22 protein-coding genes are annotated in these 24,705 nt (G+C 63.8%); 20 read left to right on the forward strand and 2 right to left on the reverse strand.

Translation table 11 applies throughout. The features are described 5' to 3' along the window. Window positions 1–225: 225 nt before the first annotated feature. A complete protein-coding gene (gene lplT / locus HAV22_RS22935) occupies window positions 226–1,488 on the reverse strand; it encodes a lysophospholipid transporter LplT (protein WP_166862138.1) in 1,263 nt (420 codons plus the stop codon). A 138-nt stretch (window positions 1,489–1,626) separates the two neighbouring features. On the opposite strand from lplT, the gene alr reads away from it, so the two are divergent. The 16 genes from alr to HAV22_RS23015 all read left to right on the forward strand — a co-directional run bounded on the left by alr (window position 1,627) and on the right by HAV22_RS23015 (window position 18,932). Beyond that, window positions 1,627–2,739, forward strand: coding sequence for an alanine racemase (gene alr, locus HAV22_RS22940; RefSeq protein WP_166862140.1), 1,113 nt, complete (start codon window positions 1,627–1,629; stop codon window positions 2,737–2,739). 10 nt (window positions 2,740–2,749) lie between these two features. Next, the gene (gene radA, locus HAV22_RS22945; RefSeq protein WP_166862142.1) at window positions 2,750–4,129 is read left to right on the forward strand and encodes a DNA repair protein RadA; all 1,380 of its coding nucleotides are present in this window, start codon (window positions 2,750–2,752) and stop codon (window positions 4,127–4,129) included. Window positions 4,130–4,215: 86 nt separating this feature from the next. Beyond that, complete coding sequence (locus HAV22_RS22950) at window positions 4,216–4,533, forward strand: PilZ domain-containing protein (RefSeq protein WP_371869717.1); 318 nt, start codon at window positions 4,216–4,218, stop codon at window positions 4,531–4,533. A gap of 508 nt (window positions 4,534–5,041) precedes the next feature. Continuing rightward, the gene (pstS, locus tag HAV22_RS22955; RefSeq protein ID WP_166862144.1) at window positions 5,042–6,085 is read left to right on the forward strand and encodes a phosphate ABC transporter substrate-binding protein PstS; all 1,044 of its coding nucleotides are present in this window, start codon (window positions 5,042–5,044) and stop codon (window positions 6,083–6,085) included. A gap of 106 nt (window positions 6,086–6,191) precedes the next feature. Then, entirely contained in the window at window positions 6,192–7,211 is a 1,020-nt protein-coding gene (gene pstC, locus HAV22_RS22960) for a phosphate ABC transporter permease subunit PstC (RefSeq protein ID WP_166862146.1), read from the forward strand. Then, the gene (gene pstA / locus HAV22_RS22965; protein WP_166862148.1) at window positions 7,211–8,065 is read left to right on the forward strand and encodes a phosphate ABC transporter permease PstA; all 855 of its coding nucleotides are present in this window, start codon (window positions 7,211–7,213) and stop codon (window positions 8,063–8,065) included. Before pstC ends, pstA begins: the two co-directional genes overlap by 1 nt. Before the next feature lie 19 nt (window positions 8,066–8,084). Next, complete coding sequence (gene pstB, locus HAV22_RS22970) at window positions 8,085–8,888, forward strand: phosphate ABC transporter ATP-binding protein PstB (protein WP_166862316.1); 804 nt, start codon at window positions 8,085–8,087, stop codon at window positions 8,886–8,888. Window positions 8,889–8,923: 35 nt separating this feature from the next. Then, window positions 8,924–9,628 (forward strand): phosphate signaling complex protein PhoU, encoded by a 705-nt coding sequence (phoU, locus tag HAV22_RS22975; protein ID WP_166862150.1) that lies wholly within the window; start codon window positions 8,924–8,926, stop codon window positions 9,626–9,628. A 3-nt stretch (window positions 9,629–9,631) separates the two neighbouring features. After that, window positions 9,632–10,324, forward strand: a complete 693-nt coding sequence (locus HAV22_RS22980; protein ID WP_166862152.1) for a response regulator — start codon at window positions 9,632–9,634, stop codon at window positions 10,322–10,324. Window positions 10,325–10,339: 15 nt separating this feature from the next. Beyond that, window positions 10,340–11,632, forward strand: coding sequence for a phosphate regulon sensor histidine kinase PhoR (gene phoR, locus HAV22_RS22985; protein WP_166862154.1), 1,293 nt, complete (start codon window positions 10,340–10,342; stop codon window positions 11,630–11,632). Between the two features lie 82 nt (window positions 11,633–11,714). Then, the gene (locus HAV22_RS22990) at window positions 11,715–12,659 is read left to right on the forward strand and encodes a patatin-like phospholipase family protein (protein WP_166862156.1); all 945 of its coding nucleotides are present in this window, start codon (window positions 11,715–11,717) and stop codon (window positions 12,657–12,659) included. 44 nt (window positions 12,660–12,703) lie between these two features. Then, complete coding sequence (locus HAV22_RS22995) at window positions 12,704–13,111, forward strand: GlcG/HbpS family heme-binding protein (protein WP_166862158.1); 408 nt, start codon at window positions 12,704–12,706, stop codon at window positions 13,109–13,111. 379 nt (window positions 13,112–13,490) lie between these two features. Beyond that, window positions 13,491–14,654 (forward strand): glutamine-hydrolyzing carbamoyl-phosphate synthase small subunit, encoded by a 1,164-nt coding sequence (gene carA / locus HAV22_RS23000; RefSeq protein ID WP_166862160.1) that lies wholly within the window; start codon window positions 13,491–13,493, stop codon window positions 14,652–14,654. A 10-nt stretch (window positions 14,655–14,664) separates the two neighbouring features. Beyond that, window positions 14,665–17,895 carry a carbamoyl-phosphate synthase large subunit gene (gene carB / locus HAV22_RS23005; protein ID WP_166862162.1) on the forward strand — a complete coding sequence of 1,077 codons (3,231 nt, stop codon included), beginning with the start codon at window positions 14,665–14,667 and terminating at the stop codon, window positions 17,893–17,895. Between the two features lie 109 nt (window positions 17,896–18,004). After that, window positions 18,005–18,478: a transcription elongation factor GreA gene (gene greA, locus HAV22_RS23010; protein ID WP_036234141.1), complete on the forward strand. Its 474-nt coding sequence runs from the start codon at window positions 18,005–18,007 to the stop codon at window positions 18,476–18,478. Window positions 18,479–18,491: 13 nt separating this feature from the next. After that, window positions 18,492–18,932: a DUF4149 domain-containing protein gene (locus HAV22_RS23015; RefSeq protein ID WP_166862164.1), complete on the forward strand. Its 441-nt coding sequence runs from the start codon at window positions 18,492–18,494 to the stop codon at window positions 18,930–18,932. 153 nt (window positions 18,933–19,085) lie between these two features. Here the strand turns inward: HAV22_RS23015 and yhbY are convergent, their stop codons facing one another. Continuing rightward, entirely contained in the window at window positions 19,086–19,553 is a 468-nt protein-coding gene (gene yhbY / locus HAV22_RS23020) for a ribosome assembly RNA-binding protein YhbY (protein ID WP_166862166.1), read from the reverse strand. 43 nt (window positions 19,554–19,596) lie between these two features. Here yhbY and HAV22_RS23025 point away from each other — a divergent pair, with 43 nt between their 5' ends. From HAV22_RS23025 to glmM, 4 genes are all read left to right on the forward strand, one after another. Further along, window positions 19,597–20,244 carry an RlmE family RNA methyltransferase gene (locus HAV22_RS23025; protein WP_166862168.1) on the forward strand — a complete coding sequence of 216 codons (648 nt, stop codon included), beginning with the start codon at window positions 19,597–19,599 and terminating at the stop codon, window positions 20,242–20,244. A gap of 241 nt (window positions 20,245–20,485) precedes the next feature. Continuing rightward, window positions 20,486–22,363 (forward strand): ATP-dependent zinc metalloprotease FtsH, encoded by a 1,878-nt coding sequence (gene ftsH / locus HAV22_RS23030; RefSeq protein WP_166862170.1) that lies wholly within the window; start codon window positions 20,486–20,488, stop codon window positions 22,361–22,363. Between the two features lie 95 nt (window positions 22,364–22,458). After that, entirely contained in the window at window positions 22,459–23,295 is an 837-nt protein-coding gene (folP, locus tag HAV22_RS23035) for a dihydropteroate synthase (protein ID WP_166862172.1), read from the forward strand. A 25-nt stretch (window positions 23,296–23,320) separates the two neighbouring features. Continuing rightward, window positions 23,321–24,658 (forward strand): phosphoglucosamine mutase, encoded by a 1,338-nt coding sequence (glmM, locus tag HAV22_RS23040; RefSeq protein ID WP_166862174.1) that lies wholly within the window; start codon window positions 23,321–23,323, stop codon window positions 24,656–24,658. Window positions 24,659–24,705: the final 47 nt, after the last annotated feature.

A 24,705-nucleotide genomic window follows, 5' to 3' on the forward strand; every position in this document is an offset into this window, starting at 1 on the left:
GCGCAAGAATTCGGGGTCAGAGCACTTTGCCACGCAATGGCCCCGGCACCATGGTCGGACGCGGTGCGTCGGCACGTGATCCACACATGTGCAGGTGTTCCGCATGACCGGCGTGACGACGTACTGAGCCGGCTAATGGTTGGTCGTCGGACGCTAGCTCAGATCAATTTTTCGAAAAGGTGCTCTGACCCCGAATTTCGAGAAAAAAGTGCTCTGACCCCGAATTTAGTGCTTGTGCTCGCCGATCAGCGCGAGCGAGTCGTGCTCGCGCTGGTTCGTCGCGTGGCGGCGGCCGATCAGCCACATGACGCCGGCCAGCGACAGGCCGAAGAGGACGATGATGACGTTCAGGTCCAGGTTCAGCGTGATCATGATGGCGTACACGGCCAGCATGGTGAGGATGGAGAGGTTCTCGTTGAAGTTCTGCACGGCGATCGAGTGGCCGGCACTCATCAGCACGTGGCCCCGGTGCTGCAGCAACGCGTTCATCGGCACGACGAAGAAGCCGGACAGCAGGCCGATGATCAGCAGCATGGGCACGGCGATCGTCAGCGAGTGCACGAGCGTCATGGCCGTCACGACGAGGCCCATGAGGATGCCCAGCGGGATCACGGTCAGCGACTTCTTCAGCGGGATCATCTTCGCGGCCAGCGCCGCCCCCACGGCCACGCCGATGGCGACGACGCCGATGAGGCTCGTCGCCTTGTCGAGCGGCATGTGCAGCGAGCGCTCGGCCCACTTCAGCACGATGAACTGGAGCGTTGCCCCGGCGCCCCAGAACAGCGTGGTCACGGCCAGCGAGATCTGCCCGAGTTTATCTTTCCACAACGTGGCGGAGCAGTCGGCGAAGTCGGCGATCAGCTTGGCCGGGTTGCGTTCCTGGTGCTCGTAGCGGGCCTCGGTGTCCGGGATGCGCAGGTTGAAGCCGGCGGCCAGCGCGTACACGCCGATCAGCACCGCGAGCTGGCCCTTCGTCGGGGTGTTGATGCCGGTCTCGATATAGGGTACGTCGAGGGTCATCAGCCACGCGCTGCCGTGCTGGCTGACGAGGGCACCGCCCATGACGGTGCCGAGGATGATGGACATGACGGTCAAGCCCTCGATCCAGCCGTTCGCCGCCACGAGTTTCTCCGGCGGCAGCAGTTCCGTCAGGATGCCGTACTTGGCAGGGGAATAGACGGCGGCGCCGAAGCCCACGACGGCGCACGCGATGAGGGGATGCACGCCGAAAAAGATCAGGCAGCAGCCGAAAACCTTGATTAAATTGGCGATGAACATCACCCGTCCCTTGGGCATCGAATCGGCGAACGCACCGACGAAAGCGGCCAGCAGGACGTAGAACAGGACGAACGACAGCTTCAGCAGCGGAGTGAGGGAAGCCGGGGCTTTCATCGCCGTTAGCAGACCGATCGCGACAAATATCAGCGCGTTGTCTGCCAGCGACGAGAAGAACTGCGCCGCCATGATGGTATAAAAACCACGGTTCATTCGAGAGTTTCAAAAAACGGGATGGGTTGCTTTATACCATGAAAGACCGGTTCGCCCAAGGAATCGACAATACGGCATTTCACTGCCGCAGGTAAAATAAACCTTTCGTTCCCGGCCGACCGCCCCCATCTGCAAGCCATGCCACGTCCCCTGCACGCCACCATTCACCTCGACTCCATGCAGCACAATCTGGCCCGTGCGCGCGCCTGCGCGCCGCAGGCGCGCGTCTGGGCCGTGGTGAAGGCGAATGCGTACGGACACGGGCTGGAGCGGGGCATGCGCGGCTTCGCCCAGGCCGACGGCCTGGCGCTGATCGAGACGGAGAACGCGCTGCGCCTGCGCGAGCTGGGCTGGACGAAGCCGATCCTGTTATTAGAGGGAATCTTCGATACGTCCGACATTCCACTGCTGGCCGAGCACGGCATCGACAGCACGGTGCACTGCATCGAGCAGGTCAAGATGCTCGAGTACACGCAGCTGTACCGCCCCATCGACGTGCACCTCAAGATGAACACGGGGATGAACCGCCTGGGCTTCCGTCCGGATGAGTTCGCCGCTGCATACGGTCGCCTGCGCGCGATCCCGGGCATCCGCAACGTCACCCTGATGACGCATTTCGCGAATGCGGACGAGCTGGAACATCCGCGCATGTCGATCGGGGAGCAGGTGCGGCGCTTCCGTTCCGGTGCCGATGGCTTGCCGGGCGAGCGCAGCCTGTCGAATTCCGGCGGCGTGCTGCACACGACGGAACTCGTCCAGGAACTCCAGAGCGATTGGGTCCGGCCCGGCATCATGCTGTACGGCGGCACGCCGGGCGGGCGGTCGGCCAGGGATTACGGCCTGTTGCCGACGATGACCCTGAAATCGGAAATCATCGGCATCCAGCACTTGCAGCCCGGCGACAGCGTGGGCTACGGCAGCCGCTTCCAGGCGGACGCTCCCATGACGATCGGCGTCGTCGCCTGCGGCTATGCGGACGGCTACCCGCGCCACGCGGAACACGGCACACCCGTCCTCGTGGACGGCGTGCGCACGACGCTCGTCGGCCGCGTGTCGATGGACATGATGGCCGTCGACCTGTCCCCGATCGCGAATGCGCGCGTCGGCAGCAAGGTCACGTTGTGGGGCGACGGCCTCCCGATCGACGAGGTGGCCCAGGCCGCCGGTACGATCGGCTACGAATTGATGTGCGCCGTGGCGCCGCGCGTGCGCGTGGCCGAGGCGCCGCTCGGGTGCGATCCCATTTTATAAGTAAGGAACCATGGCTAAACCCCGTACCAGTTTCGTCTGCAGCGATTGCGGCAGCGTCTCCAGCCGCTGGACCGGCCAGTGCGTCGACTGCAAGGCGTGGAACACGATGACCGAGCAGGTCGAGACGCAGGGCCTGAACCGCATGTCGCAGGCGGCGCATATGCACAAGAGCCTCGCGCAGACGGCGCCCGTGCTGTCGCTGAGGGACATCGAGGCGATCGACGTGCCGCGCTTCGGTACCGGCATCGACGAATTCGACCGCGTGCTGGGCGGCGGCCTCGTCGCGGGCGGCGTCGTGCTGATCGGCGGCGACCCCGGCATCGGCAAGTCCACGTTGCTGCTGCAGGCGCTCGCGAACCTGGCCGGCGCGCGCAGCACCTTGTACGTCTCCGGCGAGGAATCCGGCGCCCAGATCGCCCTGCGCGCGCGCCGGTTGCAGGTCGAGGCAAAGGATTTGAAATTGCAGGCCGAGATCCAGCTGGAGAAAATCCTCGGCACGATCGCCGACCTCAAGCCCGACGTCGCCGTCATCGACTCGATCCAGACCTTGTACTCGGACGCGCTGACGTCGGCGCCCGGGTCCGTGTCGCAGGTGCGCGAATGCGCCGCCCAGCTCACGCGCGTCGCCAAGCAGACGGGGGTGACGATCATCCTCGTCGGCCACGTGACGAAGGAGGGTGCGCTGGCAGGCCCGCGCGTGCTGGAGCACATCGTCGACACGGTGCTGTATTTCGAGGGCGATACGCAGTCGAGCTTCCGCCTCGTGCGCGCCATCAAGAACCGCTTCGGCGCCGTCAACGAGCTGGGCGTGTTCGCCATGACGGAAAAAGGCCTGAAAGGCGTGTCGAACCCGTCGGCGTTATTTCTTTCGCAACACGACAACCAGGTGCCCGGTTCCTGCGTGATGGTGACGCAGGAGGGCACGCGGCCGCTGCTCGTCGAGGTGCAGGCCCTCGTCGACGCGAGTCATTTGCCGAACGCGCGCCGCCTGTCGGTCGGCCTGGAGCAAAACCGCCTCGCGATGCTGCTGGCCGTGCTGCACCGCCATGCCGGCATCGCGGCGTTCGACCAGGACGTGTTCATCAACGCGGTGGGCGGCGTCAAGATCACGGAGCCGGCGGCCGACCTCGCCGTGCTGCTTGCCATTAATTCATCGATGCGCAACAAGGCCCTGCCGCGGGGGCTGGTCGTGTTCGGCGAAGTGGGCCTTGCGGGCGAGATCCGCCCGGCGCCGCGCGGCCAGGAACGCTTGCGCGAGGCCGCGAAGCTCGGCTTCTCCGTCGCCGTGATCCCGAAGGCGAACGTTCCAAAGCAAAAGATTGAAGGAATGACGATCGTGGCCGTCGAGCGCATCGACGAAGCGTTCAGCAAGTTGCGCGAGCTCGATTGACGTGGCGGGGATTGGTGCACGGTAACACACGGAGCGCCGTTTGCCCCTATAATCCCACCTCGTTTCCAAACGCATCACAGGCTATCGTGGCAGATCAACGGACTTCCGCACGCAAGATTTTGAAAGTAAGGGCCGTGCTGGCGATGGAAGGGCAGGCGCCCGTCCAGGGCCGCACGTCCGACATCGGCACCAATGGCGTCAGTATCACGGTGCCCAATCCGCTGCAGACGGGGCAGACGGGCCAGGTCGGTTTCGACCTGCTCGTCGACGGCAAGCCATTTCCCTTGCACGCGCGCGCCAAGGTCGTATATTGCGTTTTCAGCAATGGCGAATTCAAGGCGGGGTTTCAGTTCATGAACCTGGACCTGGCGGCGATGGGCAAGCTGTCGCGCTTCCTGCGCTGACCGCCCGTTGCGGCGACAAGAAAAGCGGCGAGCGCCTCGGGCCCCGCCGCTTTTTCTTTGATGAGGCCTCATCGGTCTCCAATGCTATTCGTGATAGCGGTCGTGCAACTTTTGCGAACTGCCGATACCTTCCGAGATCACCTCGTACAACACGAGGACGACGATACCGGTCAGCATTCCAGAAATAAATAACATAGCCATCAAACGCCGTTAGGCGCTCCCTCCGATCCTGCCTGACTTGTCGATTGTTCAGTTTGTAGGACAAATCCTCCATGCCTTGCGATATCTTCAACATAGCAAATGCCGAAGCATTTACAAGGCGCTTTTACGCGGCCGTAGGCTCGGCAATATGACAGGGCGCCTCCAATTGTGTGACACGATTTTTCGTCGTGTCACATCATGCATGCAGCATGTCATATGGTCGAACTGGCCATGTCATAAAGCCGTCATATTTGCTCTCTACACTGCGCAACATCAACCGTGTCACTACCTAAACAAAGGACTTGATATGCGCATGAAGCAAATGCTGGCAACCATCATCATCGGCACCACCGCCGCGTTCGCGAGCACCGCGACGCTGGCCGCCGACATCACCGGTGCTGGTTCGACCTTCGCCTACCCGATCTATTCGAAATGGGCGGAGATGTACAAGAAGACCAGCGGCAACGGCCTGAACTACCAATCGATCGGCTCGGGCGCCGGCATCAAGCAGATCAAGGCCAAGACTGTCGACTTCGGCGCGTCGGACATGCCGCTGCCGGTCGAAGAATTGAACGAAGCGGGCCTGATGCAGTTCCCGACGATCATGGGCGGCGTCGTCGCCATCGTCAACCTGGACGGCGTGGCGCCGGGCCAGCTGAAGCTGACGGGGCCGGTGCTCGCCGACATCTACCTCGGCAAGATCACCAAGTGGAACGACAAGGCCATCGCCGCCCTGAACCCGGGTGTCAAGCTGCCAGCCGAAGACATCACGGTCGTGCACCGCGCCGACGGTTCGGGTACCTCGTTCCTGTTCACGAACTACCTGTCGCAGACCAACGCCGACTTCAAGGCGAAGATCGGTGCCGGCACCGCCGTGAAATGGGTCGTCGGCGTGGGCGGCAAGGGCAATGACGGCGTCGCCGCCAACGTCCAGCGCATCAAGGGTTCGATCGGCTATGTCGAGTGGGCCTACTCGAAGAAGAACAAGCTGGCGCACACCCAGCTGAAGAACCACGACGGCAACTTCCTGCAGCCGGACGACGACGCGTTCAAGGCGGCCGCCGCCAACGCCGACTGGGTCAAGGCACCGGGCTTCGGTGTGGTGCTGACCGACCAGCCGGGCAAGGCCGCATGGCCGATCACCGGTGTGACGTACGCCATCGTGCACAAGCAACAGCTTGATGCCGCCAAGGGCAAGGAAGTGCTGAGCTTCTTCAACTACGCGTACAAGAACGGCGCCGCCGCCGCAACCGAACTGGACTACGTGCCGATGCCGGATGCCGTCACCAAGCTGGTGGAAACGGCCTGGAAAAACAATCTGAAAGATGCGTCGGGCAAGGCGATCTGGTAATTGAGCAAATCCCGCATCGTGGGTAGCGTCGCTCCCACCGTCCCGGCGAGCGGTCGGGAGGGTGGGAGCGACGCGTTTTGCTGCAGGTAATAAATTGGACAAACACATGAACGGACAAACCGCGCTCGCCGCCGACGCTGGCGGCCAGGCCGCGTTGCAGGACGAGGTCCGCAACGCCGCGCTGCGCAACACGATGCGCGTGCAGCGCATCCAGGACTTCGTCTTCCACAAGGTGACCCTGCTGTTTGCCGCGAGCGTCCTCGTCGTCCTCGTCGGCATCATCATCTCGCTCGCGATCGGCGCGGCGCCCGCGTTCCGCGAGTTCGGCGCATCGTTCTTGGTCACGAACGAATGGGACCCCGTCAACGACAAATTCGGCGCGCTGATCGCCATCACGGGCACGCTGGTGACGTCCATCATCGCGCTGCTCGTCGCGTTCCCGATCAGTTTCGGCATCGCCCTGTTCCTCACCGAAATCTGCCCCGTCTGGCTGCGCCGTCCGATGGGCATGGCCGTCGAACTGCTGGCGGGCGTGCCGTCGATCATCTACGGCATGTGGGGCCTGTTCGTATTCGCGCCGCTGTTCGGCGACCATGTCCAGCCGCTGCTGAAAAAGACGCTGGGCGTGCTGCCGTTCATCGGCCCGTTCTTCCAGGGCCCCACGATGGGCCTGGGCCTGCTGACGGCGGGCCTGATCCTCGCCGTCATGATCATCCCGTTCATCGCCTCCGTGATGCGCGACGTGTTCGAGATCGTCCCGGCCGTGCTGAAGGAATCCGCGTACGGCCTCGGCTGCACCAAATGGGAAGTCGTGCGCAAGATCGTGCTGCCGTACACCCGCGCGGGTGTCGTCGGCGGCGTAATGCTGGGCCTGGGCCGCGCACTGGGCGAGACGATGGCCGTCACGTTCGTCATCGGCAACGCGAACGACATCGCGCTGTCGCTGTTCGCGCCGGGTAACTCGATTTCCTCGACGTTGGCCAACGAATTCGCCGAAGCCAGTTCGCCGCTGCACGTGTCCTCGCTGTTCGCGCTGGGCCTGATCCTGTTCGCCATCACGTTCATCGTGCTGTCGGCCGCCAAATTGATGCTTGTCGGGATGTCCCGCAAGGAAGGGGTGAAGTAATGGATGCCGTCGTCAATTCCGTCTACCGTCGCCGCCTGTTGGGGCATCGCGTCGGCATCGCGCTGTCGGTGCTCGCGATGGCGATCGGCCTCGGCTTCCTGCTGTGGATTCTCGCGACCTTGCTGATCAATGGCTTCGGCGCGTTGTCGCACACGCTGTTCACGATGGACACGCCTGCGCCGGGCAGCCCGGGCGGGCTGCGCAACGCCATCGTCGGCAGCCTGATGATGGTGGGCCTGTCCACCGCGATCTCGACGCCAGTCGGCATCCTGGCCGGCATCTACCTGGCCGAGTACGGCCAGAACAACAAGTTCGCCGCCGTCACGCGCTTCGTCACCGACATCATGCTGTCGGCACCATCGATCGTGATCGGCCTGTTCGTGTACGCGCTGTGCGTCGCCCGCTTCCAGCATTTCTCCGGTTATGCGGGCACGGTCGCGCTGTCGCTGATCTCGATTCCCGTCATCGTGCGCACGACCGACAATATGCTGCACCTCGTGCCGAACAGCCTGCTGGAAGCGGCGTTCGCGCTGGGCGCGCCGCGCTGGAAGGTGTCGATGACGGTGCGCCTGCGCGCCGTGAAGGCCGGCGTCGTGACGGGCGTGCTGCTCGCCGTCGCCCGCATCGCCGGCGAGACGGCGCCCCTGCTGTTCACCGCCCTGAACAACCAGTTCTTCAGCCTGGACATGAAACAACCGATGGCCAACCTGCCGGTGGCGATCTATCTGTTCGCGATGAGCTCGTACGAAGACTGGCGCAGCCTGGCGTGGGGCGCGGCGCTGATCGTCACGTTCAGCGTGCTCCTGTTGAATATCCTGTCGCGGACCGCGTTCCGCCAAAAGAACCCGCAATAAGATGACCTTAGCGACCATGATGACCCAGACCCTGTCCACCCCGGCCCCGACGAGCACGTCCAAGGCCAAGACCAAGACCATCGAGATCGCCGGTCTGGACTTTTACTACGGTAAGACGAAGAGCCTGAAGAACGTCAGCCTGGACGTCCACGACAAGCAGGTCACCGCGTTCATCGGCCCGTCCGGCTGCGGCAAGTCGACGTTGCTGCGCACGTTGAATCGCATGTACGACCTGTACCCGGGCCAGCGTGCCGAGGGATCGATCCTGTACCGCGGCCGGAATATCCTGGAGCCGGGTGTCGACGTGAACATGCTGCGCGCGAAGATCGGCATGGTGTTCCAGAAGCCGACGCCGTTCCCGATGTCCATCTACGACAACATCGCGTTCGGCGTGCGCCTGTACGAGAACCTGTCCCGCGGCGAGATGGACGAGCGCGTGGAATGGGCGCTGAAGAAAGCCGCCCTGTGGACCGAAGTGAAGGACAAGTTGAACAAGAGCGGCCTGTCGCTGTCGGGCGGCCAGCAGCAGCGCCTGTGCATCGCGCGCGGCGTCGCCGTGAAGCCGGACGTGCTGCTGCTGGACGAGCCGACGTCCGCGCTGGACCCGATCTCGACCGCGAAGATCGAAGAGCTGATCAGCGAACTGAAGGGCGACTACACGATCGCCATCGTCACGCACAACATGCAGCAGGCGGCGCGCTGCTCCGACTACACGGCCTATATGTACCTGGGCGAACTGGTGGAATTCGGCGAGACCGATCAACTCTTCCTGAACCCGGTGCGCAAGGAAACCCAGGACTACATCACCGGTCGCTTCGGCTGATACGGTAAGATTACATTATTGAACAGGATGGACACATGGTAGGCGAGCACTCTTCCAAGCAGTACGACCAGGAGTTGGAGGCGATTCGTTCCAAGGTGCTGCTGATGGGCGGCATGGTGGAGACGCAGTTCGACGAGGCGCTGAACTGCTTTCGTGTCGGCAATACCGAACAGGCCGACAAGGTCATCGCGGACGATCACTCCGTCAACCAGCTCGAAGTGCAGCTGGACGATGCCTGCAGCCACCTGATCGTGCGCCGCCAGCCCGCCGCGAACGACCTGCGTACGATCATGGCGACGATCAAGGTGATCACGGACCTCGAGCGCATCGGCGACGAGTCCTCCAAGATCGCGCGCACGGCGAAGAGCCTGCACGAGCGCGGCATGGTCAGCTTCAACCACTACGAGACGGTGCGTACGATCTCGCGCGCCACCGCCGACATGCTGCACGACGCGCTCGACGCGTTCGCGCGCCTGGACGGCCGTGCCGCCGTGCAGATCATCGCCCAGGACGACGTGATCGACCACGAATTCCGCACCATCCTGCGCAGCACGATCACGTTCATGATGGAAGACCCGCGCACGATCTCGTCCGCGCTGGACGTGCTGTGGGTCGCGAAGGCCATCGAGCGCATCGGCGACCACGCCAAGAACATCGCGGAATACGTGATCTACGTTGTCGAAGGACGCGATATCCGCCACAGCAAACCGGCGGCCCTCGCGGCCAACGGCGAAGGGTGATCGATGGCGGCCAACACGAGCGTGCTGATCGTCGAGGATGAGCCGGCGATCGTCGAACTGGTGAGCTACTCCCTGCGCGAGACTGGCTGGGAGATCCGCACGGCCGCCAACGTGGCATCGGCCTGGGATTCGATCGTGCACGGCCGGCCCGACCTGCTGCTGCTCGACTGGATGCTGCCGGACCAGAGCGGCCTGCGGTTATTGTCCCGGCTGCGCGGCGACCGCGATTTCCAGGACATCCCCGTCATCATGCTGACGGCGAAGAGCATGGAAGAGGACAAGATCGCGGGCCTGAACACGGGGGCCGACGATTATGTGACGAAGCCGTTCTCGCCGCGCGAACTGGTGGCCCGCTCGAAGGCCCTGTTGCGCCGCAAGAGCCCGCACCTCGCGGAAGCGCCGCTGATGGCCGGCCCCGTGACGCTCGATCCGGCCAGCTGCACCGTCACCCTGGACGGCCGCCAGCTCGACATGGGCAATGCCGAATACCGCCTGCTGAAATTCCTGATGGCGCACCGCGAGCGCGTGTTCTCGCGCAGCCAGCTGCTCGACAAGGTGTGGGGCGATGCCGCCGCCGTCGAGGAGCGCACGGTCGACGTCCACGTCCTCCGCCTGCGCAAGGCGTTGAAAGAAGCGGAAAAGCTGATCAAGACCGTGCGCAGCGTGGGCTACATGCTGACCGAGAAAGAAAAATAAGGAAAGGTCGTTCGTTTGAATCCACGAGTCGTGTTCTGGGTGCCGGCGCTGCTGCGCCTCGGCCTGACACTTGCCGTCGCCGCCATCGCCTGGTGGCTGCTGGGTCCCGTCTCCGGGCTGGCGCTCGCGCTGCTCATCACCCTGGGCCTGTTGATCGTCCAGCTGAACTACCTGCACAAGCTCGGGGAGTGGCTGAACGACCCGCAAAGCACGAAGCTGCCGGACGGGTGGGGCGCGTGGACCGACGTCTTCGCCCGCCTGTACCGCCTGCGGCGCGACGACGAGCGCAACCGCGACGAGCTGACGGAATGGCTAGCCCGCTTCCGCCAGGCCATGCACCTGCTGCCGGAAGGTGTCGCGATCATGGACGACGTGCTGTTCCTCGAATGGTGCAACCCGGCTGCCGAGCGCCACCTGGGCCTCACCCTTGACCGCGACAAGGGCCGCCGGGTGACGAACTTGATTCGCCACCCGGAATTCATCGACTACCTGATCCTCGGCCGCTACGAACAGCCGCTCACGCTGTCGATCCGCGGCCGCAAGCTGATCGTGCAGATCATCCCGTTCGAGAACCGCCGCCAGATCCTCGTCACGCACGATGCCACGGACACGGACCGCATCGAGGCGATGCGCCGCGACTTCATCGCCAACGCGTCGCACGAGCTGCGCACGCCGCTGACGGTGATCGTCGGCTTCCTCGAGATCGCGCTGGCCGACCCGGGCCTGGACGAGAAGACCCGTACGGCGCACCTGATGCTGATGACGGAGCAGGCGGGACGCATGCAGCGCCTCATCGAGGACATGCTCACGTTGTCGCGGCTTGAATCGGACGAGTATCCGCTGAAGCGCGAGCGCGTGGACGTGAAGGCGTTGGTCGAGCAGGTGGCCGGCGACGCGCGCGCGTTGTCGAACGGCCGCCACGAGATCGCCTTCACCGTAGACGGCCCGGACGTCATGGGCAGCACGGAAGAACTGCGCAGCGCGTTCGGCAACCTGGCCAGCAACGCCGTGCGCTACACGCCGGAAGGCGGCAAGATCGAGCTGCATTGGCTGCGCGGGCCGAACGACTTGCGCTTCGAGGTGGTCGACAACGGCATCGGCATCGACGACCAGCACATCGCGCGGCTGACCGAGCGCTTCTACCGCGTCGACAAGAGCCGCTCGCGCGAGACGCAGGGCACGGGCCTGGGCCTCGCCATCGTCAAGCACGTGCTGCTGCGCCACGGCGGCAAGCTGGCGATCCGCTCCGTGCCGGGCAAGGGCAGCGTATTTACGGCTACGTTGCCGAACACGTCGCTGCCGGGCTGACGCTTACAGGCGGCTTAAACGGGGCCGGCAAACGGGCGGGATCGGGTTACAATCCCGTCTTTGCCTCGTTTCCTGTCTTCGGATGACCTTCTCCCGACGTTCCCTTCTCGCCACGCTCGGCGCCGCGGCCCTGGTGGCCGGGTGCGGGTCCACGCCCACGCAACCGCCGGCCCCCCTCGCCGCCGCGCCCGCACCCGTGCCGCTGCCGCCGCGCCACGTGAAGATCGCACTCGCGCTGGGCGGTGGTGCCGCCCGCGGCTTCGCCCACATCGGCGTGATCAAGGCGTTGGAAGCGCAGGGCATCGTGCCCGACATCGTCGTCGGTACGAGCGCCGGTTCCGTCGTCGGCGCGCTGTACGCGTCCGGATACAACGGCTTCCAGTTGCAGAAGATCGCCCTCGACATGGACGAGACGACGATCTCCGACTGGGCCATCCCGTTCTTCAGCAAGTCGTCCGGCGTGCTGAAAGGGGAGGCGCTGCAGGCCTATGTCAACAAGGCCGTGCACAACCAGCCGATCGAAAAACTCAAGATTCCGTTCGGCGCCGTCGCGACCGACCTGAAAACGGGACAGCCGATCCTGTTCCGGCGCGGGAACACGGGCATGGCCGTGCGCGCGTCGTCGTCCGTGCCGGGCGTGTTCCAGCCCGTCGTGATCGCCGGACGTACTTATGTCGACGGTGGCCTCGTCGCGCCCGTTCCGGTGCGCTTCGCGAAGGAGATGGGCGCGGAATTCATCATCGCCGTCAACATCTCGAGCGCGACGGAGGCGCAGGCGACGGCGAGTTCCATGGACGTGCTGATGCAGACGTTCACGATCATGGGCCAGCGGCTGAACCAGCACGAATTGAAGGATGCCGACGTCGTCATCACGCCCGCGCTGGGCGCGATGGGCAGCGCCGACTTCAACGGCCGTAACCTGGCCGTGCTGGCCGGCGAACAGGCCGCGGCCGGCGTCATGGCGGAACTCAAGGCCAGGCTGAAGGCCAAACAAAGCACGTCCGCCCCGCTGGCGGCGGCGCGCTGACCTCGTAATCACTTTTGTAACGCTTCACGAAAGAAAGACTCAAGATGCAAACCAAACCCGTTCTTACCCTCGAAGACATCAAGAAGATCGCTGCCGGCGCGGAAAGCCACGCCATTGCGAATGGCTGGAACGTCGTCATCGCCATCTGCGACGACGGCGGCCATCCGCTGTGGCTGCAACGCCTGGACGGCGCCGCGCCCGTGTCCGCGCACATCGCCCCCGCGAAGGCCAAGACGGCCGCGCTGGGCCGCCGTGAATCGAAGATCTACGAAGACATGATCAACAACGGCCGCGTGTCGTTCGCCCGCGCGCCGGAACTGGACGGCATGCTGGAAGGCGGCGTACCCATCATCGTGGACGGCCACGTCGTCGGTGCCGTGGGCGTGTCGGGCGTGAAGTCGGCGGAAGACGTGCAGATCGCCAAGGCCGGTATCGCGGCGCTGGGCCTGTAATTTACGTGTCCGCCAAGTCGGCGGGCGTGGCGCGACTCCGGTCGGGCCCGCCCGCCGATTTTTTTGCGCTTGCACTTGGTGGGCGCGGGGAGCCCACCCTACGATGGGTCAAGGTGCCGTAGGGTGGGCACCCCGTGCCCACCGGAACGCCAGAAGCATTTTCCGCGGGACATTTAGACGAAAAGTGAAGGCAAGGCGATTGCCGACCGATATAAATCGCGCTATAATTCAGAGGTTTAGCCATCACTTATCTGCCGTAGCGACTACCCACCCATACCTCTATCTAGCGACCTGTAACACTGGGCGAAATGCATGCCCACACCTTGTGCAGGCCGGTCTGACGTGGCGCAGCCTACGGCGACTTTATCGGGAGTTGCCCTTGCCGCCATTTTTTTCTGGCCCAGCCGTTCCAGCCATCCTCGCCTTGGCAGACGGAACCATTTTCAAAGGATATTCGATCGGCGCCGCCGGTCACACGACGGGTGAGGTGGTGTTCAATACCGCCATCACCGGTTACCAGGAAATCCTGACCGACCCCAGCTACTCGCGTCAGATCGTGACGCTGACCTATCCGCACATCGGCAACTACGGCATCAATCCGGAAGACGTCGAGGCGACCAAGGTGCACGCCGCCGGCCTCATCATCCGTGACCTGCCGCTGCTGGCATCGAACTTCCGCTCCACCCAGTCGCTGGCCGACTACCTGAAGCAGGAAAACGTCGTGGCCATCGCCGGCATCGACACCCGCAAGCTGACCCGCATCCTGCGCGAAAAAGGCGCCCAGAACGGCGCCATCCTCACCGGCACGCAAGGCAATGAGCCGTCGGAAGCGCAGGCGCTGGAACTGGCACGCTCGTTCCCCGGCCTCAACGGCATGGACCTGGCGAAGGTCGTCTCCGTCAAGGAGCCGTACACGTTCGACCAGACGGAATGGAAGCTGGGGCAGGGCTACGGCAAGCAGGAAAACCCGCGATTCCACGTCGTCGCCTTCGACTACGGCGTCAAGCGCAACATCCTGCGCATGCTGGCCGAGCGCGGCTGCAAGATCACCGTGCTGCCGGCGCAAGCCACCGCGGAAGAAGCCCTTGCTCTGAACCCGGACGGCATCTTCCTCGCCAACGGCCCGGGCGACCCGGCCGCGTGCGACTACGCGATCGCCGCGACGAAGAAAGTGATCGACTCGGGCATCCCGACGTTCGGCATCTGCCTCGGCCACCAGATCATGGCGCTGGCCTCCGGCGCGAAGACGGTCAAGATGAAGTTCGGTCACCACGGCGCCAACCATCCGGTGCAAGACCTGGATTCGAAGCAGGTGATGATCACGTCGCAGAACCACGGCTTCGCGGTCGACGCGGCCACCTTGCCGGCCAACTGCCGCGTGACGCACGTCTCGCTGTTCGACGGCTCGCTGCAGGGCTTCGAGCGCACGGACAAGCCCGCGTTCTGCTTCCAGGGCCACCCGGAAGCGTCGCCCGGCCCGACCGACGTCGCCTACCTGTTCGACCGTTTCATCAGCAAGATGCAAGCCCACGCCAGCAAGTGAGAAGAAATAAATGCCAAAACGTACTGACATCAAAAGCATCCTGATCATCGGCGCGGGCCCGATCGTCATCGGCCAGGCGGTCGAATTCGACTACTCCGGCGCGCAAGCGTGCAAGGCGCTGCGCGAAGAGGGTTACAAGGTCATCCTGGTCAACTCGAACCCGGCCACGATCATGACGGACCCGGAAACGGCCGACGTCACCTATATCGAACCGATCACGTGGAAGGCCGTCGAGCGCATCATCGACAAGGAGCGTCCCGACGCGATCCTGCCGACGATGGGCGGCCAGACGGCGCTGAACTGCGCGCTGGACCTGCACCGCCACGGCGTGCTGGACAAGTACCAGGTCGAGCTGATCGGCGCCACGCCGGAAGCCATCGACAAGGCCGAGGACCGCTTCAAGTTCAAGGAAGCGATGACGAAGATCGGCCTCGGTTCGGCCCGTTCCGGCATCGCCCACTCGATGGACGAAGCCCGCGCCGTGCAGCGCGAACTGGGCTTCCCGACGATCATCCGTCCGTCGTTCACGATGGGCGGCTCGGGCGGCGGTATCGCGTACAACGAAGAAGAATTCGAAGCGATCTGCAAGCGCGGCCTGGAAGCGTCGCCCACGTCCGAACTGCTGATCGAGGAATCGCTGCTCGGCTGGAAAGAGTACGAGATGGAAGTCGTCCGCGACAAGAAGGACAACTGCATCATCGTCTGCTCGATCGAAAACCTGGATCCGATGGGCGTGCACACGGGCGACTCGATCACCGTCGCACCGGCACAGACGCTGACGGACAAGGAATACCAGATCATGCGCAACGCGTCGATCAACGTGCTGCGCGAGATCGGCGTCGACACGGGCGGCTCGAACGTGCAGTTCTCGATCAACCCGAAGGACGGCCGCATGATCGTCATCGAGATGAACCCGCGCGTGTCGCGTTCGTCCGCACTGGCCTCGAAGGCAACCGGCTTCCCGATCGCGAAAGTGGCGGCGAAACTGGCCGTGGGCTTCACGCTGGATGAGCTGCGCAACGAGATCACCGGCGGCGCGACCCCGGCCTCGTTCGAGCCGTCGATCGACTACGTCGTCACCAAGATCCCGCGCTTCACGTTCGAGAAATTCCCGACCGCCGACAAGCACCTGACGACGCAGATGAAGTCCGTCGGTGAAGTGATGGCGATGGGCCGCACGTTCCAGGAATCGTTCCAGAAAGCGCTGCGCGGCCTGGAAGTCGGCGTCGACGGCCTGAACGAAAAGACGCGCGACCGCGAAAAGATCGAGGAAGAACTGGGCGAGCCGGGTCCGGAGCGCATCTGGTACGTGGGCGACGCGTTCGCGCAGGGCTTCACGATGGAAGAGGTGCACAACCTCACCAAGATCGATCCGTGGTTCCTCATCCAGATCAAGGAAATCGTCGACATCGAACTCTGGCTCGATCACCAGAAGCTGGAAAGCCTCGACAAGCCGACGCTCTATAAACTGAAGCAGAAGGGCTTCTCCGACCGCCGCCTCGCATTCCTGATGCAGACGACGCCGGAAGCCGTGCGCGCGCAGCGCCACGCCTTCGGCATCCGTCCGGTCTACAAGCGCGTGGACACGTGCGCCGCCGAATTCGCGACGAACACCGCGTACATGTACTCGACGTACGACGAAGAGTGCGAATCGAATCCGACCGACAAGAAGAAGATCATGGTGCTGGGCGGTGGCCCGAACCGCATCGGCCAGGGCATCGAGTTCGACTACTGCTGCGTGCACGCGGCCCTCGCGATGCGCGAAGACGGCTACGAGACCATCATGGTCAACTGCAACCCGGAGACCGTGTCGACCGACTACGACACGTCCGACCGCCTGTACTTCGAATCGCTGACCCTCGAAGACGTGCTGGAAATCGTCGACCTGGAAAAGCCGGAAGGCGTGATCGTGCAGTACGGCGGCCAGACCCCGCTGAAGCTCGCGCTGGACCTGGAAAAGAACGGCGTCCCCATCATCGGCACGTCGCCGGACATGATCGACGCCGCGGAAGACCGCGAGCGCTTCCAGAAGCTCCTGCAGGACCTGGGCCTGCGCCAGCCGCCGAACCGCACCGCGCGCACGGAAGCCGAAGCGCTGGCGCTGGCATCCGAGATCGGCTACCCGCTCGTCGTGCGTCCGTCGTACGTGCTGGGCGGCCGCGCGATGGAGATCGTCCACGAGCAGCGCGACCTCGAGCGCTACATGCGCGAAGCCGTGAAGGTATCGAACGATTCGCCGGTGCTGCTGGACCGCTTCCTGAACGACGCGATCGAAGTCGACGTCGACTGCATCTCGGACGGCGAGACGACGTTCATCGGCGGCGTGATGGAACACATCGAGCAGGCCGGCGTCCACTCGGGCGACTCTGCGTGCTCGCTGCCGCCGTACTCGCTGGCGCAAGCCACGATCGATGAACTGAAGCGCCAGACGTCGCTGATGGCGAAGGCGTTGAACGTCGTCGGCCTGATGAACGTGCAGTTCGCGATCCAGCAGTCGGAAGTCGACGGCAAGACCGTGGACACCGTGTACGTGCTGGAAGTGAACCCGCGCGCGTCGCGTACCGTGCCGTTCGTGTCGAAGGCGACGGGCCTGCAACTGGCGAAGATCGCCGCGCGCTGCATGGTCGGCCAGACCCTGGCACAGCAGGGCATCACGAAAGAGATCGTCCCGCCGTTCTACAGCGTGAAGGAAGCCGTGTTCCCGTTCGTGAAATTCCCGGGTGTCGACACGATCCTCGGCCCCGAGATGAAGTCGACGGGTGAAGTGATGGGCGTGGGCATGACGTTCGGCGAAGCGTTCGTCAAGTCGCAGCTGGCGGCCGGCATCATCCTGCCGGAGACTGGCCGCGTGTTCCTGTCCGTGAAAGGCTCGGACAAGCCGCGCACCGTGAAAGTGGCGCGCGACCTCGTCGACCTGGGCTTCTCGCTCGTCGCGACGAAGGGCACGGCAGCCGTGATCTCCGCCGCCGGCATCCCCGTCACGCCGGTCAACAAGGTGATCGAGGGCCGTCCGCACATCGTCGACATGATCAAGAACCACGAGATCGCGATGGTCGTGAACACGGTCGAAGAGAAGCGCAGCGCCATCGCCGACTCGCGTACGATCCGTACGTCGGCACTGCAGTCGCGCGTCGTCACCTACACGACGATCGCCGGCGCCGAGGCCGCGGTGCAGGGCATGCGCCACCTGGACGAGTTGCGCGTGTACGATTTACAAGGCCTGCATAAAACCTTAAACTAAGCGGCAAAGCAGTAATACGCTGTACCCAAGACCACAGAGTTCGCGCGGCTCGCGCCGTGCGGCTCTGTGGTTTTCACTTGGTACGTCCGCAAACACTGAGAACAGAACCATGAACACTCCATTGACCAAATTCGGCGCCGAGAAGTTGAAGGAAGAGCTGCACCAGCTCAAGACCAAGGAGCGCCGCAACGTGATCGATGCGATCGCCGAGGCGCGCTCGCATGGTGACCTGTCCGAAAACGCAGAGTACGACGCCGCCAAGGAGCGCCAGGCCTTCGTCGAAGGCCGTATCGCCGAGCTGGAACAGAAGCTCTCGACCGCCCAGATCATCGATCCGGCCACGCTGGACGCGGAAGGCCGCGTCGTGTTCGCCTCGACCGTCGATCTCGAAGACCTCGACAACGGCCAGAAGGTCACGTACCAGATCGTCGGCATCGACGAAGCCGATCTCAAGGAGAACAAGGTCTCCGTCACGTCGCCGATCGCGCGCGCGCTGATCGGCAAATACGCCGGCGACGTGGTCGAAGTGCAGGCCCCGTCCGGTCCGCGCGAATACGAAATCCTGGAAGTCCGCTACGTTTAAGTCACCCGCCACGATGCTCGCCAACGCGCGCCTGTTGCTGGCCGCCCTCTGGGCCGGCAGCGTGTGGGCCGTCAGCTACCTGGCCGCGCCGAGCGCGTTTGCCGTCCTCGACAGCACGCAGGCCGGGAACGTCGTCGGCGCGATGCTGACGCGGTCGGCCTGGCTGGCGATCGCGCTGGCCGCGGTGCTGGCGCTGCTGACGGCGCGCGCGGCGGATGTGGATGCGCGGCGCAAGCGCTGGCTGTACGGGCTGATCGCCGGCATGCTGGCGTGCAGCCTCGTCGTCTACCTTGGCCTGCAGCCGATGATGGCGGCAATCCGCGAGGCGGCCGGGCCGGCCGGTGTGCGCGCGTCGCCGCAGTGGGGGACGTTCGCGGCGCTGCATGGGGTGTCGCAGGTGTTGTACCTGGCCGAGAGTATTCTGGGTGCCATGCTGGTCGTGAAGGCGCGGTGATGCGAACGTTTGGTGGGCGGAGGGTCGCCCACCCTACGGATCGTTGCCGGCGTGTCGAATGGCGTAGGGTGGGCACCCCGTGCCCGCCATGCACGCCGCCGACGCAAAAAAACCGGGGCATCGGCCCCGGTTAATTTTTGAAACGGACAAGGATTACTTCAAGGCCGTCTTCTTGGTGCTGGCCTGGCGCGTCTTGGCCCGCTTGATGTTGCCGCCCTGGGTCACGCGTTCATTCCCTTTCAGCAATACCTTGGTGACGCTCGGCTTCTTGGTGCCGCTTGGGCTCGGCTTGACGATGGTGACTTCGCGCAGGCCCTTGCCGGACTTGGAGGCACGTTCCTTGACGGCGTCCTTCTTCGGACGGTACAGGACGAGCAGCTTGCCGATATGCTGGACCGGGGCCGCATCGAGTTCTTCGCAGATCCGTTCGTAGATCGCGACGCGCGCTTCGCGGTCGTCGCCGAAGACGCGGACCTTGATCAGGCCGTGCGCATCCAGGCTGGACGCGATTTCCTTCAGGACCGAATCCGTCAGGCCGGCTTCGCCGATCATGACGACAGGATTGAGTCCGTGGGCTTCCGCACGCAGCGCGGCACGCTCGACCGGTGTAAGTTTGATCATGATGTTATTTTGAGATACCTATTAAAAGCAGTATTTTACGCGAATGGCCAAGAACAAATTCAATAAAAACTGGATCCACGATCACATCAACGATCCCTATGTCAAATTGGCACAGAAGGAGGGCTACCGGGCCCGTGCGGCCTACAAGCTGAAAGAAATCGACGAAAGCGAAAAGCTCATCAGGCCGGGCCAGGTGATCGTCGACCTCGGTTGCACGCCGGGCAGCTGGGGCCAGTACACGCGGCGCAAGCTGGCCGGCGGCGGGGAGGGCGGCATCAAGGGCACGATGATCGGCCTGGACATCCTGCCGATGGAACCGATCGCCGACATGCATTTCATCCAGGGCGATTTCCGCGAACAGGACGTGCTGGACGAGCTGGCCGGCGTCCTCGAGGGCCGCATGGCCGACCTCGTGCTGTCGGACATGGCGCCGAACCTGTCCGGCATCCCGTCCGCCGACGCGGCGCGCATGGAGGATTTGATCGATCTCGCCATTGAGTTCTCTCAATCTCACCTCAAACCATCCGGCGCATTGTTGGTGAAATGCTTTAAAGATATGGGTTTTACGCAAATTCTTGAGAAGTTCCGCACCGAATTCAAGGTCGTCAAGCAGATCAAGCCGAAGGCCAGTCGCGACAAATCGTCGGAAATTTTTCTGCTGGGGCGCGGTCTGAAGAATCCGGCTGGCTGAGATTGCGAAAATCGCCGGCGCCGCCCTTGATTTTCAGGAGTACAACCGCACATCAGCATGGGACAACCCTCTCCGTATCCATCCGGGTGGAATGTTCGCCGTGCCTGCACAACGGAAATAAAAACCGTTTATAGTGGAGCATGGGCACCATGGGCGGGCGTGCGTGGCACGGGCTGCTTAATGCGGTAAAATCTGCCTTTGAAAAAATGGGAAAAGATGCGTTCGCATCAGAGGAGTCTTCGTGAATAATATGTTTTCCAAATCCGCCATCTGGGTGGTCGTCGCGCTGCTGTTGTTCATGCTGTTCAAGCAGTTCGACAATCACAGCGTCTCGGGCGGCAGCAAGACCATTGCTTATTCCGAGCTGCTCGATGACGTCAAGGCGAAACGCATCAAGGACGTCGTGATCGAAGGGTCGAGCATCACCGCGACCCGCAACGACGACTCCAAGGTCCGCACCACCGCCACCATGCTCGACCGCGGCCTGATCGGCGACCTGCGCGACAACAACGTGCGCTTCGACGTCAAGCCGCCCGAGGAACCGTCGTTCCTCCAGCAAGTCTTCATCTCCTGGTTCCCGATGCTCCTGCTGATCGGCGTCTGGGTCTTCTTCATGCGCCAGATGCAGGGCGGCGGCAAGGGCGGGGCGTTCTCGTTCGGCAAGTCGAAGGCGCGCATGATGGATGAAACGAACAACACCGTCACGTTCGCCGACGTCGCCGGCTGCGACGAAGCGAAGGAAGAAGTGGGCGAGATCGTCGACTTCCTGAAGGACCCGACCAAGTTCCAGAAACTGGGCGGCCGCATCCCGCGCGGCGTGCTGATGGTGGGCCCTCCGGGTACCGGCAAGACGCTGCTGGCCCGCGCCATCGCCGGCGAAGCGAAGGTGCCGTTCTTCTCGATCTCCGGTTCCGACTTCGTGGAGATGTTCGTCGGCGTGGGTGCATCCCGCGTGCGCGACATGTTCGAGAACGCGAAAAAGCATTCGCCGTGCATCATCTTCATCGACGAGATCGACGCCGTCGGCCGCCACCGCGGCGCCGGCATGGGCGGCGGCAACGACGAACGCGAACAGACGTTGAACCAGTTGCTCGTCGAGATGGACGGCTTCGAGGCATCGTCGGGCGTGATCGTGATCGCCGCGACGAACCGCGCCGACGTGCTGGACAAGGCACTGCTGCGTCCGGGCCGTTTCGACCGCCAGGTGATGGTGGGCCTGCCGGACATCCGCGGCCGCGAACAGATCTTGAACGTGCACATGCGTAAAGTGCCGATCGGTACCGACGTGAAGGCCGACATCCTGGCACGCGGCACCCCGGGCTTCTCGGGCGCCGACCTGGCCAACCTCGTCAACGAAGCGGCGCTGTTCGCCGCGCGCCGCAACAAGCGCCTCGTCGAGATGAGCGACTTCGAAGATGCGAAGGACAAGATCTACATGGGCCCGGAGCGCAAGTCGATGGTGATGCGCGAGGAAGAGCGCCGCAACACCGCGTACCACGAATCGGGCCACGCCGTGATCGCCAAGCTGCTGCCGAAGGCCGATCCCGTGCACAAGGTCACGATCATGCCGCGCGGCTATGCCCTTGGCCTGACCTGGCAGCTGCCGGAGCACGACAGCCTGTCCGGTTACAAGGACAAGATGCTGGAAGAAATCTCGATCCTGTTCGGCGGCCGTATCGCCGAGGAGATCTTCGTCGGCCAGATGTCGACGGGCGCATCGAACGACTTCGCCCGCGCCACCAAGCTGGCCCGGTCGATGGTGACGAAGTTCGGCATGTCCGAGAGCATGGGCGTGATGGTGTACGAGGACAGCGAGAACGAAGGCTTCTTCGGCGGCTCCGTCAAGACCATCTCCGAAGCGACGCAGCAGAAAGTCGATGCCGAGATCCGCAGCATCCTCGACACGCAGTACTCGCTGGCGCGCCGGCTGCTGGAAGAAAACCGCGAGAAGGTCGAAGTGATGACGAAGGCGCTGCTCGAGTGGGAAACCATCGATGCCGACCAGATCAACGACATCATGGCTGGGCGCGAGCCGCGTCCGCCGAAGTCGGTGGTCCTGACGAAGCGCACGCCGCCGAACGACAACGGCGTCGCTCCGAACGCGACGGCTCCGGCCTGACGCGGCCCGGCCTGATCGACTTCATCAGCGCACAGTCTCATTAAAAGGCACCCGAGCGGGTGCCTTTTTATTGTTCATCGAGTTGGTGTTTTAACATGCGTAAATACCTGCAGTGTGGCCGTTTCGGCTACGACCTCGCCCAGCGCCCACTGGTCATGGGCATCCTCAACGTCACCCCCGATTCGTTCTCCGACGGTGGCCGCCATCAGGCTCTCGAATTCGCCGTGGAGCGGGCCGAGCAGATGATCAAGGATGGCGTCGACCTCATCGACATCGGCGGCGAATCCACCCGTCCGGGCTCGCCCAGCGTCCCCGTCGATGAAGAGCTGCGCCGCGTCATGCCGGCGATTTACGCGTTGCGCGAACTGGGCTATCCATTGTCGATCGACACATGCAAGCCCGAGGTGATGCGCGAGGCAATCATCGCCGGCGCGGACATGATCAACGACATCAATGCCTTCCGGTCACCGGGCGCCATCGACGCCGTGAAGGACAGCGATTGCGCGCTGTGCGTGATGCACATGCAGGGCTCGCCGCAGGACATGCAAGCCAGTCCGGAATATGCCGACGTCGTGGCCGACGTGATCGCGTTCCTGCGTGAGCGCGTCGACGCGCTGCTTACGGCGGGTGTGGCGCGCGAACGCATCACGGTCGATCCTGGATTTGGTTTTGGGAAGCGGGTCGAGCATAATTACGCTTTGCTTCGAAACATAAGCCGTGTGGAACGCGAACTGGGCCTGCCCGTATTGGCCGGGCTGTCGCGCAAATCGATGATCGGCGCCGTGACGGGGCGCAGCGTCGAGCAGCGCCTGGCCGGCAGCCTGGGCGGGGCGCTTGCTGCGGTAGCGCAGGGCGCCCGGATCGTCCGGGTCCATGATGTGGCAGAGACGGTGGACGCGCTGAAGGTCTGGCAAGCGGCCCACCACGAATAATCAATAGATGATGAGAATTTAATTAATGGCACGTAAATATTTCGGTACCGATGGCATACGTGGCCTGGTGGGCGAGTCGCCCATCACGCCCGATTTCGTGATGCGCCTGGGTTATGCGGCCGGCAAGGTGCTGGCGAAAGACAATGCCAAGAGCGGACGCCCCACCGTGCTGATCGGCAAGGACACGCGCATTTCCGGCTACATGCTGGAAGCGGCGCTGGAAGCGGGTTTCTCGGCGGCCGGCGTCGACGTGATGCTGGCCGGCCCGATGCCGACCCCGGCCATCGCCTACCTGACGCGCGCGCTGCGGCTGCAGGCGGGCGTCGTGATTTCGGCGTCGCACAACCCGTTCCAGGACAACGGCATCAAGTTCTTTTCCGAGCATGGCACCAAATTGCCGGACGCCGTGGAACTCGAAATCGAGGACGCGATCGACCAGCCGATGGGCTGCGTGTCGTCCGAAAAGCTGGGCCGTGCCACGCGCCTGCGCGACGCGCAAGGCCGCTACATCGAGTTCTGCAAGAGCACGTTCCCGAACGAGCTCGACCTGCGTGGCCTGAAGATCGTCGTCGACTGCGCCCATGGCGCGGCGTACAACATCGCGCCGCACGTGTTCCATGAACTCGGTGCGGAAGTCATCGAACTGGGCACGAAGCCGGACGGCTTCAACATCAACGACGGCGTCGGCGCCACGGCACCGAAGGCGATGGCCGCGGCCGTCGTCGAGCACAAGGCCGACCTGGGCATCGCGCTGGACGGCGACGCCGACCGCCTGATCATGTGCGACGCCAATGGCCGCCTGTACAACGGTGACGAGCTCCTGTACGTGATGGTGCGGGCGCGCATGGCGACGGGACCGGTGGAGGGCGCCGTCGGCACGCTGATGACCAATATGGCGCTGGAAGTCGCGTTCAAGGAAATGGGCATCGGCTTCGCGCGCGCGAAGGTCGGCGACCGCTACGTCCTGGAAATGATGCAGGAGCGGGGCTGGCTGCTGGGCGGCGAAGGCTCCGGCCACCTGCTGGCGCTGGACAAGCACTCGACTGGCGACGGCATCGTCTCGGCGCTGCAGGTCTTGACCGCACTCAAGCGCTCGGGCCGCGGCCTGGCGGATTGCTGCAGCGACTTGACGCTGTACCCGCAGACCTTGATCAACGTCCGCGTGCAGCCGGGCACGGACTGGACGAAGAATGCGGCCGTTGTCGCGGAGAAAGAACACGTCGAACGCGAACTGGGCGACACGGGCCGCGTGCTGATCCGCCCATCGGGCACGGAACCGCTCGTACGCGTGATGGTGGAAGCGAAGAGTGCGGAGATGGCCGAGTCGATGGCCAAGCGGATCGCGGCCCAGTTCGAGGTCTGACCGGTCGGCGGGAGGCTTCATTGACGCTACCCTCCCGGCGGGGTATG

Source organism: Telluria antibiotica (assembly GCF_011682055.1).
Taxonomy (GTDB): Bacteria; Pseudomonadota; Gammaproteobacteria; order Burkholderiales; family Burkholderiaceae_D; genus Telluria; species Telluria antibiotica.